At 69.3% G+C, this 12509-nt stretch carries 11 protein-coding genes; 8 read left to right on the top strand and 3 right to left on the bottom strand.

Annotated features, from left to right (window positions below):
* Nucleotides 1-168 precede the first annotated feature (168 nt).
* The 3 genes from ACLBKU_RS15350 to ACLBKU_RS15340 all read right to left on the bottom strand — a co-directional run bounded on the left by ACLBKU_RS15350 (nucleotide 169) and on the right by ACLBKU_RS15340 (nucleotide 2257).
* Complete coding sequence (locus ACLBKU_RS15350) at nucleotides 169-582, bottom strand: hypothetical protein (protein ID WP_410180431.1); 414 nt, start codon at nucleotides 580-582, stop codon at nucleotides 169-171.
* Between the two features lie 147 nt (nucleotides 583-729).
* Nucleotides 730-1761 (bottom strand): bifunctional DNA-binding transcriptional regulator/O6-methylguanine-DNA methyltransferase Ada, encoded by a 1032-nt coding sequence (gene ada, locus ACLBKU_RS15345; protein WP_410180562.1) that lies wholly within the window; start codon nucleotides 1759-1761, stop codon nucleotides 730-732.
* A 4-nt stretch (nucleotides 1762-1765) separates the two neighbouring features.
* Nucleotides 1766-2257, bottom strand: a complete 492-nt coding sequence (locus ACLBKU_RS15340; protein ID WP_410180430.1) for a DUF1203 domain-containing protein — start codon at nucleotides 2255-2257, stop codon at nucleotides 1766-1768.
* 120 nt (nucleotides 2258-2377) lie between these two features.
* On the opposite strand from ACLBKU_RS15340, the gene ACLBKU_RS15335 reads away from it, so the two are divergent.
* From ACLBKU_RS15335 to ACLBKU_RS15300, 8 genes are all read left to right on the top strand, one after another.
* Nucleotides 2378-3931, top strand: a complete 1554-nt coding sequence (locus tag ACLBKU_RS15335) for a serine protease (protein ID WP_410180429.1) — start codon at nucleotides 2378-2380, stop codon at nucleotides 3929-3931.
* A 183-nt stretch (nucleotides 3932-4114) separates the two neighbouring features.
* Nucleotides 4115-4669: a F0F1 ATP synthase subunit delta gene (locus ACLBKU_RS15330; protein WP_410180428.1), complete on the top strand. Its 555-nt coding sequence runs from the start codon at nucleotides 4115-4117 to the stop codon at nucleotides 4667-4669.
* A 12-nt stretch (nucleotides 4670-4681) separates the two neighbouring features.
* Nucleotides 4682-6211, top strand: a complete 1530-nt coding sequence (atpA, locus tag ACLBKU_RS15325; protein ID WP_410180427.1) for a F0F1 ATP synthase subunit alpha — start codon at nucleotides 4682-4684, stop codon at nucleotides 6209-6211.
* Nucleotides 6212-6223: 12 nt separating this feature from the next.
* Nucleotides 6224-7093: a F0F1 ATP synthase subunit gamma gene (locus tag ACLBKU_RS15320; protein WP_410180426.1), complete on the top strand. Its 870-nt coding sequence runs from the start codon at nucleotides 6224-6226 to the stop codon at nucleotides 7091-7093.
* Nucleotides 7094-7460: 367 nt separating this feature from the next.
* Entirely contained in the window at nucleotides 7461-8918 is a 1458-nt protein-coding gene (atpD, locus tag ACLBKU_RS15315) for a F0F1 ATP synthase subunit beta (RefSeq protein ID WP_410180425.1), read from the top strand.
* 135 nt (nucleotides 8919-9053) lie between these two features.
* Nucleotides 9054-9311 carry an ATP synthase F1 subunit epsilon gene (locus ACLBKU_RS15310; protein WP_410180424.1) on the top strand — a complete coding sequence of 86 codons (258 nt, stop codon included), beginning with the start codon at nucleotides 9054-9056 and terminating at the stop codon, nucleotides 9309-9311.
* Nucleotides 9312-9416: 105 nt separating this feature from the next.
* Complete coding sequence (locus tag ACLBKU_RS15305; protein WP_410180423.1) at nucleotides 9417-10913, top strand: ArnT family glycosyltransferase; 1497 nt, start codon at nucleotides 9417-9419, stop codon at nucleotides 10911-10913.
* A 73-nt stretch (nucleotides 10914-10986) separates the two neighbouring features.
* Nucleotides 10987-12480 carry an ArnT family glycosyltransferase gene (locus ACLBKU_RS15300; RefSeq protein ID WP_410180422.1) on the top strand — a complete coding sequence of 498 codons (1494 nt, stop codon included), beginning with the start codon at nucleotides 10987-10989 and terminating at the stop codon, nucleotides 12478-12480.
* The last annotated feature ends 29 nt before the right edge of the window (nucleotides 12481-12509 follow it).

Genomic DNA, 12509 nt, shown 5'->3' with positions numbered 1-12509 from the left:
TCGTCATTGCGAGGAGCCGGAGGCGACGCGGCAATCCATGGTCGAACGGTGCCGCTTGCGGGAACGTCAGCGCATGGATTGCTTCGCCTTCGGCTCGCAATGACGCGGTAGAGGGTACGTCCCTCACGTCGCACCGAGCCTGGGTCCAGCCGCCAGTCCGGCCCCGGCTCACTCCCCCTCCAGCGCCGCCCAGCGCCTCTGCCAGCGGGTGCGGGCCGACCAAGCCGCGCCGCCCATCGTGACGAGCCCCATCGCACCCATGATCCCGCCGACGAGCAGGGATCGGTCCATCATCATGACCGCCAGCACGATCACGAGCAGCCCCAGGGCGGCCGCGATGATCGCAGGGAAGAAGTATTCGAGCTTCTCGCCCGCGCCCATCCGGTTCCAGGGCAGCCACGGTCCCACCGGGACCTCGGCGGCAGGGTTCAGTCGCCGGTCGAGGTCGATGATCGCCATGCCGTAGAGAATGCAGAGCCATCCCTCGACGCGGTCGAGCGGTTCCAGCACGCGGAGCAGGACCCAACCGAGCATCAGCCCGATCAGCAGGACGTTCGACTTGAGCAGATTGAGGAATTTCACCCTGCGAGGCTACCGCCGATCGCCCCGGCGAGCAACCGCGATCGGCAGCTCCGCTGCTCCACTGCTCCGCCGCTCCGCCTCTGACCGCCCCCTCCGGCGTGCGCTGTCCGCTCCCGGCAGGGTTCCACGAGGTGGGCGATCAGCCCCTCACCGCCCCTCGCGCCTGAGCAGCTCGCGCTTGATCTCGAGCCCATAGGCATAGCCGCCCAGCGTCCCATCGCTCGCGATCACGCGGTGGCAGGGGATCAGCACCGCGACGTGGTTCGCGCCGTTCGCGCCGCCCACCGCGCGGCTCGCCCCCGGCTGGCCGAGTGCCGCCGCCAGTTCGCCGTAGCTGCGCGTTTCGCCCTGGGGGATGCGGCGCAGTTCCTCCCAGACGCGCTGCTGGAAGGCGGTGCCGGCGACGTCGAGCGGGATTGCCGCGCTTCCCGGGCCGGGCCGCTCGACCGCGGCGAGGACCTGCGCAAAGAGTTCGCGGAAAGCCTCGCCCGCGGGCACCAGTTCGGCGCGCGGGAAGCGGCGCGCGAGCTCGGCCTCGCCCTCTCCGAAGGCGAGGCAGCACACCCCCTTGTCGGTCGCCGCGACCAGCATTTGCCCAAGCGTCGTGTCCATCACGCTCCAGTGGATCACGCGGCCCGCGCCGCCCTTCGTCCATTCGCTCGGTTTCATTCCCAGCCTGCCCTTCGTTGCCGCGTAGAACGCCTCAGACCCCCCGTAGCCCGCCTCTAGCCAGGCGGAAGTCACGCTCACACCCTCCCCAAGGGCCTCTCGCACCCGGTTTTCGCGCAACGCGCGGGCATAGGCGGCGGGGGAGAGGCCGACGGTCCGCTTGAAGAGCCGCTGGAAGTGCGTGGGAGCGTAGCCGGTGAGGTCGGCGAGCGCCTCGAGGCTCAATCCGCCCTCGCCAACCGCGACGCTGGCGCGGATCGCGGCGATGGCGGCGAGCACGCAGGCCTCCTCGGCGCTTTGCGTTGCGGGCGAGCACCGCTTGCATGGCCTTAAGCCAGCCTTTTCAGCGTCTTGCGGGCTCGCATAGAAGCGCACGTTCTTGCGCAGGGGAGCGCGTGCAGGGCAGCTCGGGCGGCAATAGATGCCGGTCGAATGGACGCCGGTGACGAAAGCCCCGTCGAAGCGCCGGTCCTTGGCGAGCGCCGCCTGCCAGCGCGCGTCGTCGGTCATGTTCTCAAAATGTTTCACGTGAAACATTCTCCATCCGCCGCGTCCGCGCCGCAAAGCAGCCCCGCACCGCATTGTGCACATCGACCTCGACGATCCGCGGCTCGGCGAAGAGCCGCCGCAGCCCCGCGTCCGCTTCGCCCGGCTGGGCAAGCAGCGCGTTCACCATCATGCCGTCGGCGTCGAAGCCGCGCAAGGACAGCACGCGCGGGGCGAAGACCGGCGGGACGGCGTCGACATAGCTCGCAGGCGCCGCGGCTCCCTCGCCGACGAAGATCGCGTGGGCAGCGCGGTAGGGCCCCTGCGCCGGACGGCTCACGTGATTGAGCAGCAGCATGCGGGTGCCGGGAGCCGCGTCCTCCAACGACACGCGGCAGGGGTAGCCCGGCCGCGCGTCAGCGACCATCCGCACGGCGCCGCGCGCGGCAAGCTCGGCGTCGCCGAGTTCGAAAAGCGGCAGGTAGGGGGCGGGGTCGAGCCCCTCGATCACGTAGGTCATCTTCGTTCTCCGGTCGGTCGGCCCGGTTTAGCCTCCGCCCTCCCGCAAGGCACCCGGCCGGCTTGCGCTCAATGTCGCGGCCCATCTCGCGCGGCCCGAAAAAGCGGCTATAGAGCGGGCATGACCCGGCTCCTCGGCGCGCTCGCGCTGCTCCTCGCCCTGCTCGCCTCGGCCGCCCTCGCCGACCCCGGCGACGTCGACGCCGCCGCGCGCGGCGTGGTGCGGGTGGTGATCATCGGCACCGAGAACGGCCAGCCCGAGCCGATCTCGCACGGCACCGGATTCGCGGTCTCGCCGACCCGGATCGTCACCAATGCCCACGTGGTGAGCGAGGCGAGCCAGGACGACACGCTGCGCATCGGCATCGTCCCCGCCGAAGGCGAAGGCGGCGCCTTCGCCCGCGTCGTCGCCGTCTCCCCGCGCAACGATCTCGCGCTGCTCGAGATCGCCAAGGGCTCGCTGCGGCTGCCCCCGCTGGCGCTGGCGGGCGGGTCGGTCGCGAACCTCGGCGAGGTGGCGGCGGTCGGCTATCCGATGAACGTCGACCTCGCGCAGGGGCTCGGCATGGAGGACATCTTCCGCGCCCAGCCGCCGGTCAAGTCGCGCGGCTTCCTCTCCGGGGTGCGCCCGAGCCGCCAGTTCGACACGATCCTCCACACCGCGCCGATCGCCCGCGGCAACTCCGGGGGGCCGCTGCTCGACCCCTGCGGGCGGGTGATCGGGGTCAACTCCTTCAGCACCGATTCCACCAGCGGGGATGCCGAGTTCTACTTCGCCGTTTCCCTGCGCGAGCTGCTCCCCTTCCTCGCCAGCAACGGCGTCGAGCCGGTCGTCAACACCCTCCCCTGCCGCTCGATCGACGAATTGAACGCCGAGGAGCGCCAGCGGCTCGAGGCCGAGCAGTCCGCGGCGCGCGCGCGGCTCGCCGAACGCGCCGAGGCCCTGCGCGAGGTGCGGGAAAAGGCGCGGCTGAGCGCGCAGATGGAGGTGCTCGAGGCGCGCGAGAACCGCATGGCGCTGGCCCTGATCGCGCTGATCGCGGCGATCGGGGCGGGCTATGCCGCGCTGGTGTGGCGCGGCGACGAGAGCCGCCGCACCCACTGGCGCGTCGCCGCCGGCGTGGCGGGCACGGCGCTGGTGGCGGCGGTGCTGCTGTGGGTCACCCGCCCCGGCCTCGCCGAGATCGAGGACCGCGTCGCCGCCGCGATCGCCAAGGCGGAAGGGCGCGAACCCCCCGCCGCCCCCGGCGCGGCCCCCTCCGCCGAGGGCGCGCTGATCTGCACCCTCGTCCCCGAGCGCAGCCGCGTCACCTCGGCGCGCACCGACGATGTCGCCTTCGAGTGGAGCGCCGACGGCTGCGTCAACCGCCGCACGCAATACGGGCTCGGCCAGGGCGGCGAGTGGCAACGCGTCTTCGCCGCCGAGGACGATGCGGCGGTGGCGGTCAACACCTACGACCCCGAGACCCGCACCCTGCGCACCGACCGCTACCTGTTGGGACAGGAGGCGCTTGCCGCCGCGCGCGCCGCCCGCGCGTCCTACACGCCCCCCGCCTGCGGCGTGACCGACGCCGCGCGCACGCTCGGCGAACAGCAGTCCGCACTTATCTCCGCCCTGCCCGATCGTCCCAACGAGCGGCTGGTCTATTCCTGCACGGCGAAGGGCGCGAAGTAGCGCACGAGGCGCGGCCTCGCGGCCCCGCCGCTTCGCACCTGCACAATTCCGCCGCCTCGCGGCTTGCGCGGGCGGGAATCAATTGCTAGGCGCGCGCCAGCCTTGCGGGCAGCCCCTGCGCTCGCCCTCATCCAAGGCTCAAGCAAGACCCCTGTTGAGCTTTTCCGAGAGGATTGGAAGCGCGTGGATATTTCCGCCGGTATCAAGGCTAGCCTGGCTGGACGCTATGCCTCGGCCCTGTTCGACCTCGCCGCCGAGAACGGCAAGGTGACCGCGGTCGAGAAGGACCTCGCGACGCTGGGCGCCGCGCTCGGCGATTCGGGCGACCTCGCCGCGCTGACCACCAATCCGGAGCTCTCGCGCGAGGTGCAGGGCAAGGCGATGGCCGCGGTCGCCAAGAAGCTCAAGATCTCAGGGCTGACCACCAATTTCCTCGGCGTGCTCGCCGCCAACCGCCGCCTCGCGAAGCTGCCCGCGATCATCGCCGCCTTCAAGGCGATCGCCGCCGCGCAGCGCGGCGAGGTGACCGCCACCGTCACCAGCGCGCACCCGCTCAGCGACGACCAGATCGCCGCATTGAAGACCAAGCTGACCGCGCGCGAGGGCCGCACCGTCATGCTCTCCGCCAAGGTCGACCCCGACCTCCTCGGCGGCCTCGTCGTCACCATCGGATCGCAGCGCATCGATGCCTCGATCCGCACCCGTCTCAACTCGCTCGCCAAGGCCATGCAGGCCTAAAGGATAAGAACCATGGAAATCCGCGCCGCAGAAATCTCGAAGGTCATCAAGGACCAGATCGCCAATTTCGGCACCGAGGCCGAAGTCAGCGAGACCGGCACCGTGCTGAGCGTGGGTGACGGGATCGCCCGCATCCACGGCCTCGACCAGGTCCAGGCCGGCGAGATGGTCGAATTCGCCAACGGCGTGCAGGGCATGGCGCTCAACCTCGAGGCCGACAATGTCGGCGTCGTGATCTTCGGCTCGGACGCCGAGATCAAGGAAGGAGACGTCGTCAAGCGCACCGGCACCATCGTCGACGTGCCGGTCGGCAAGGGCCTGCTCGGCCGCGTGGTCGATGCGCTCGGCAACCCGATCGACGGCAAGGGCCCGATCGTCGCCGCCGAACGCCGCCGCGTCGAAGTCAAGGCGCCGGGCATCATCCCGCGTGAATCCGTCTCGGAGCCCGTCCAGACCGGCCTCAAGGCGATCGACGCGCTCGTCCCCGTCGGCCGCGGGCAGCGCGAGCTGATCATCGGCGACCGCCAGACCGGCAAGACCGCCGTCGCGATCGACACCTTCATCAACCAGAAGGAAGCCAACCAGGGCGACGACGAGAAGAAGAAGCTCTACTGCGTCTACGTCGCGGTCGGCCAGAAGCGTTCGACGGTTGCGCAGATCGTCAAGCAGCTCGAAGAAAACGGCGCGATGGAATACTCCATCGTCGTCGCCGCGACCGCTTCGGAGCCCGCCCCGCTCCAGTACCTCGCGCCCTACACCGGCTGCGCGATGGGCGAGTTCTTCCGCGACAACGGCATGCACGCCGTGATCGTCTATGACGACCTTTCGAAGCAGGCCGTCGCCTACCGCCAGATGTCGCTGCTGCTGCGTCGTCCTCCGGGCCGCGAAGCCTATCCGGGCGACGTGTTCTACCTCCACAGCCGCCTGCTCGAGCGCGCGGCGAAGATGAACGAGGAAAACGGCCACGGCTCGCTGACCGCGCTGCCGATCATCGAGACCCAGGCGGGCGACGTGTCGGCCTACATCCCGACCAACGTGATCTCGATCACCGACGGCCAGATCTTCCTCGAGACCGGCCTGTTCTATCAGGGCATCCGCCCGGCGATCAACGTCGGCCTCTCGGTGAGCCGCGTCGGCGGCGCCGCGCAGACCAAGGCGATGAAGAAGGTCTCGGGCTCGATGAAGCTCGACCTCGCGCAGTACCGCGAAATGGCGGCCTTCGCGCAGTTCGGCTCGGACCTCGATGCCGCAACCCAGAAGCTGCTGAACCGCGGCGCGCGCCTGACCGAGCTCCTCAAGCAGAAGCAGTTCAGCCCGATGCCCTTCGAGGAGCAGACCGTGTCGATCTACGCCGGCACCAACGGCTTCCTCGACGCGATCCCGGTCAACCGCGTCAACGAATACGAAGCGCAGATGCTCGATTTCATGCGCCGCGAACACGGCGCCGTGCTGGCCGAGATCCGCACCTCGAAGAAGTTCGAGGGCGAGGTTGCCGACAAGACAAAGGCCGCGCTCGAAGCCTTCGCCAAGCAGTTCGCGTAAGGACGCCCTGACGTGCCCTCACTCAAGGAACTCAAGGGCCGGATCAACTCGGTCAAGTCGACCCAGAAGATCACCAAGGCCAAGCAGATGGTCGCGGCGGCCAAGCTGCGCCGTGCCCAGGCCGCGGCCGAGGCCGGGCGCCCCTATGCCACGCGGCTCGGTGCGGTGATGGCGTCGCTGGCGAGCAAGGTCGCGGGCGACAGCGCCCCGCGCCTGCTGGCTGGCACGGGCTCGGACCGGCGCAACCTCCTCGTCGTGGTCAACACCGACAAGGGGCTGTGCGGTGGCCTCAACTCGAACCTCGTCAAGGCCGCCAAGGCCAAGGCGCGCGAGCTCGAGGCGCAGGGCAAGAGCGTCGAGTTCTACCTCGTCGGCAAGAAGGGCCGCGCGCCCTTGAAGCGCGACTACGCTAGCCAGATCACCGGCGGCTTCGACACCAGCACCGTGCGCACCCCCGGCTTCGACGAGGCCGAGAGCATCGCGAACGAGCTGATCGGCCTGTTCGAGGCGGGCAAGTTCGACGTCGCACACCTCGTCTACCCGACCTTCAAGTCGGCGCTGGCGCAGGAGCCGACCGTCACCCAGCTGATCCCCGTCCCCGCGCCTTCGGAAGCCATCGCCGCGGAAGCGGTGGTCGAGTACGAGCCGGGCGAGGAGGAGATCCTCGAAGAATTGCTGCCGCGCTACGTGCGCACCCAGCTGTTCGGCGCGCTGCTCGAGCGCGAGGCGAGCGAACAGGGCGCCTCGATGACCGCGATGGACAACGCCACGCGCAACGCGGGCGAGCTGATCAGCAAGCTCACCATCCAGTACAACCGCAGCCGCCAGGCCGCGATCACCACCGAACTGATCGAGATTATCGCAGGCGCGGAGGCGCTTTGAGAAGGATCGCTCTAGCCCTCTTCACCGCAGCGGCTACCGCCTGTGCGCCGACGCTCGGGACTGAACCAAGCTTGGGTCAATTGCGCTTCGCCATCGACCAGAGTGAAGGGTTCAAGACGCTGGAGACTGTAAATTGCGAAGGCCGCGCGGAATGTTACAGCGCAGCCTTTGGGAATGTGGAGGTCCGCAATGCCCAATGCGCCGCGCGAGGCGCTGGCAGAGCGGAGTGTGATTACGAGTTCCGTGCGAACTCGGAAGATGAATGGGAACGAGGCCGAGCCATGCTCAGGATCGGCACCGAACCCGACGGGAAGCAACGTTGGCTCATCGAGCCGAATGACGAGATTTGAAGGCAAGGAAACCTAAAATGGCCACCGCACCCGCCCTTAATCAGACGACCAACGGCACCATCAGCCAGGTCATCGGCGCCGTCGTCGACGTGCAGTTCGAAGGCGAGCTGCCGCCGATCCTCACCGCGCTCGAAACCAAGAATGGCGACAAGACGCTGGTGCTCGAAGTCGCTCAGCACCTCGGCGAGAACACCGTGCGCACCATCGCGATGGACGCGACCGAGGGCCTCGTGCGCGGCGCGGAAGTGGTGAACACCGGCGCGCAGATCTCTGTTCCGGTCGGCCCCAAGGTGCTTGGCCGCATCATGAACGTCGTCGGCGAGGCGATCGACGAGCGTGGGCCCATCGGTGCCGAGCAGACCGCCCCGATCCACGCCGAGGCCCCGGCCTTCGTCGACCAGTCGACCGAAGCGGCGATCCTCGTCACCGGCATCAAGGTGATCGACCTCCTCGCGCCCTATGCCAAGGGCGGCAAGATCGGCCTGTTCGGCGGCGCGGGCGTCGGCAAGACCGTGCTGATCCAGGAGCTCATCAACAACATCGCCAAGGGCCACGGCGGCGTGTCGGTGTTCGCCGGCGTGGGTGAGCGCACCCGCGAGGGCAACGACCTCTACCACGAATTCCTCGACGCGGGCGTCATCGCCAAGGACGCCGAGGGCAACGCCGTCTCGGAAGGCTCCAAGGTGGCGCTCGTGTTCGGCCAGATGAACGAGCCCCCGGGCGCCCGCGCGCGCGTCGCGCTCTCGGGCCTGACCATGGCGGAATATTTCCGCGACGTCGAAGGCCAGGACGTGCTGTTCTTCGTCGACAACATCTTCCGCTTCACCCAGGCAGGTTCCGAAGTGTCGGCGCTGCTCGGCCGTATTCCCTCGGCGGTGGGCTACCAACCGACCCTCGCGACCGACATGGGCAAGCTGCAGGAGCGCATCACCTCGACCACCAAGGGCTCGATCACCTCGGTGCAGGCGATCTACGTTCCGGCGGACGACTTGACCGACCCGGCCCCCGCGACCTCCTTCGCGCACCTTGACGCGACCACCACCCTGTCGCGCGCGATCTCGGAACTCGGCATCTACCCGGCGGTCGACCCGCTGGACTCGACCAGCCGCGTGCTCGAACCCCGCGTCGTCGGCGCGGAGCACTACGAGACCGCCCGCCGCGTCCAGGAAATCCTGCAGAAGTACAAGAGCCTGCAGGACATCATTGCGATCCTCGGGATGGACGAGCTTTCCGAAGAGGACAAGCTCACCGTCGCCCGCGCGCGCAAGATCCAGAAGTTCCTGTCGCAGCCCTTCCACGTCGCGGAAGTCTTCACCGGCATCCCGGGCGTGTTCGTGCAGATCGAGGACACCGTGAAGAGCTTCAAGGCAGTCGTGGACGGCGAATACGACCACCTGCCCGAGCAGGCCTTCTACATGGTCGGCGGGATCGATCAGGCGGTCGCAAAGGCCAAGAAGATGGCCGAAGAGGCGTAAGTCGTTCCCCCTCCCGCTTGCGGGAGGGGAGCGAGACTTGCCAGCTTGCTGGCTAGTCGCAGCGGGGTGGGCCTCCGCCGGCCCATTCCCACCCCCAGCCCCTCCCGCAGACGGGAGGGGGGTTAGGAAGAGACAATGCCCCTCCACTTCGAACTCGTCACCCCCGCCAAGCTCGTCCGCTCGCAGGAGGTCCACATGGTGGTCGTCCCCGGCACCGAGGGCGAATTCGGCGTGCTCGAGGGCCATGCGCCCTTCATGTCGACGATCCGCGACGGCGCGCTCCAGGTCTATGCCACCGCAGGCGCGGCACCCGAAGTGATCCAGGTTCGCGGCGGCTTTGCCGAAGTCGGCGAGAAGGGCCTCACGGTCCTCGCCGAGCACGTCGAGGGCTGAGCGCCCCCCGGCAGCACGAACACCTGAAGGGGCGGGCCGCAAGGTCCGCCCTTTTCGCGTCGACCCGAGCCAAAAATTAACCATGTCCGTGGCAAAGGCGGGGCCATGTTCGCCCCGCCCCCCACCGGCGTCAAGCCGCGCCTCGCCCTCAAGCCGCGCCTCGCCGCCGCCGACCTCGGAGCCGTGCTGGTCCTCGCGCTGCTGACGCTCCTCGTGCGCGGCGCGTGGATCGGCGATCCAGTCGCCGATTTCGACGAGCAGCTCTACTCGGTGATCGGCAGCGGGATGCTCGAAGGCAAGGTGCCCTTCACCGACCTGTGGGACCGCAAGCCCTGGGGCCTCTTCGCGATCTATGCCTTCGCCCATGCGATCGGCGGACCCGGGCCGGCGGCCTATCAGGGTCTCGCCGCGGTCTTCACCGTCGCCGGGGCGGCGATGCTCTATCACATGGCGCGCGACCTCACCGATCGGGTGACGGCGCTCGGAGCCGGGATGCTCTACATCCTGATGCTCTCGATCTACGGGGCCTATTCGGCCAATTCCGAGGCCTTCTTCCTGCCGATGGTGATCGCTATGGCGCTGCTGGTGCGCGATCCGCAGCACCCCCGCGCGCTCGCCCGCGGGCTGGCCGCGATGCTGCTCGGGGGCATCGCCCTGCAGGTCAAGTACACGGTGATCCCGCTCTGCCTGTTCCTCGGTCTGTGGGTGCTGTGGGGGCAGTTCCGGCAGGGGATGCGACTGCCGCAGCTCGCCGCGCTCGCGGTAGCCTTCGGCGTGCTCGGGGTGCTGCCGACCGCGGCCGTCGCCGCGGGCTATGCCGTGACCGGGCGCTGGGACGATTTCGTCTTCGCCAACTTCGTATCCTTCTTCGCGCGCGCGCCGGGGCCCTGGGGCCGCTGGCCGCAGCCCTATTTCCTCGGCGTGATCCTGCTCATCGTCGCGCTGGTGCTGCTCGGCCTCAATGCGGCCCGGCGCAAGTGGGGCCGGGCGTGGCCGCGGGCCTATGTCTTCGCGGTGCTGTGGTTCGCGGCATCGGCGGCGACGACCTTCCTCCCCGCGACGCTCTACCTCTACTACATCGCGGCGATGGCCCCGGCGGCGGTGCTGGTGAGCCTGCCGCTGTTCGAGCGCGAGGGAGGCAAGGGCGTCAACTTCGCGGTGCTGGTGCCCCCGCTCTTCTACCTCGCGCTGATGCCGCACCTCTACAAGGTCTCGCGGGAGGATCGCGCGAGCGCGCAGAGCCTCGCGAGCGCGATCGCTCCGCTGGTCGATGCCGAGGCGGGGCGGTGCCTGTTCGTCTTCGACGGTCCGACCGCGCTCTACCGGATGACGGGCAGCTGCCTGCCGACCCGCTTCATATATCCCGACCACCTCAACAACGCGCTCGAGCGCGGGGCGCTCGGCATCCGGCAGGAGGACGAGGTCGCGCGCATCCTTGCCACCCGCCCGCCGGTGATCGTCACCGCCGAGGAGCCGCTGACCCCGCAGAACCCGGTCGCGATCGCACTCGTCGAACAGGCGATCGCGCGCGACTACCGCCCGCTCGGCCGCGTCGAGCTCCACCAGCGGATGATCCGCAGCTGGGCGCTGCGCAGGCCCTGATCCGCGCATGGCGGAGGCCGCTTTTCGCCGGCCCCGGTCGAAAAATTAACCATGCTCGTGCCAGGGGGGTGCCATGTCAGCGACCCTCGCCAGCCCCGCCATCCACCCTGTGAACCGCACCCGCGCGCCGAGCCGCGCCGATGTCGGGATCGTGCTGCTGCTGGCGGTCTTCACTCTCCTCGTGCGGGGCGCATGGATCGGCGATCCCAACGCCGATGTCGACGAGCAGCTCTATTCGCTGATCGGCAATGCCATGCTTCACGGCGCGGTGCCCTTCGTCGACCTGTGGGACCGCAAGCCCTGGGGGCTGTTCGCGCTGTTCGCGGCCTTCCACGCCGTCGGCGGACCGGGCGCTGCGGCCTACCAGGTCGCGGGCGCGCTGTTCACCCTCGGCGGGGCGGTGCTGACCTTCGTGCTCGCCCGCGCGCAGACCGACCGGGGGACCGCGGCCGCGGGGGGGGCGCTCTACGTCGTGCTCGCCGCGATCAACGATGCGCATTCGGGCAATTCGGAGGTGTTCTTCATCCCGATGCTGATCGCGATGGCGGTGCTGGTGCGCGATCCCGCCCACCCCCGCGCCGTCGTCCGGGCGCTCGCGGCGATGCTGATCGGGGGGCTCGCGCTCCAAATCAAGTACACCGCGCTGCCGCAATGCCTGTTCTTCGGCCTGTGGGCGCTGTGGGGGCAGGCGCGCCGCGGGATGGGGCTGGGCCGGCTCGCCGCGCTCGCGCTGGGTTTCGGCGTGCTCGGCTTGCTGCCGACCGCCGCGGTGAGCGCCGGCTACGCGCTCACGGGGCATTGGGACGAATATGTCTTCGCCAACTTCGTCTCCTTCTTCGACCGCCTTCCCGCGGCGACGGGGCGCACGCACCCGGTGATGATGGCTTTCCTGTTCGTCCAGCTCGCCCTCGCCGCGCTCGGGATCAGGGCCGCGCAGCGCAGCTGGCCGGAGGGCTTCCCGCAGCACTATGTCTTCGCGGTGCTGTGGATGGCGGCGGCGCTGGCGAGCGCGTATCTGCCCGCGACCGTCTATCGCCACTACCTCGCCGCGCTGATCCCGCCCTGCGTGCTGCTGACCCTGCCGCTGTTCCACCGCCCGCCAAGCGGCCGGGCGAACTGGCCCGCCCTCATCCCGGCGCTGGTCTACCTGCTGATCGTGCCCTACCAGTACTGGGTCAGCCACCAGAACCGCAGCGCCATCCAGCACCTCGCCGACGCGATCGCGCCGCACCTCGATGCGCGCGAGGGGCGGTGCCTGCTCGTCTTCGACGGGCCGACCTCGCTCTACCAGCTCACCGGAAGCTGCCTCCCGACCCGGCTGATCTACCCCGATCACCTCAACAACGCGCTCGAGAGCGAGGCGCTGATGGTCCGGCAGGAGGACGAGGTGGCGCGCATCCTCGCAGGGCACCCGCCGGTGATCGTCACCGCCGCAAAACCGCTCACCCCCCAGAACTTCGCGGCCAAGGACCGCATCGATGCCGCGATCGCCCGCGACTACCGGCCGCTCGCGAGCGAGGAGCTGCACCACCGCCGCATCCACGCCTGGGTGCTTCGCGCGGATTAACTCCCTGCGCGGCCTTGCAATCCGCGCCG

It is taken from the genome of Erythrobacter sp. NE805, from assembly GCF_046452355.1.
Taxonomy (GTDB): domain Bacteria; phylum Pseudomonadota; class Alphaproteobacteria; order Sphingomonadales; family Sphingomonadaceae; genus Erythrobacter.
The sequence above is the reverse complement of the archived record's forward strand: the minus strand, read 5'-3'. Positions and strand labels throughout refer to the sequence as shown.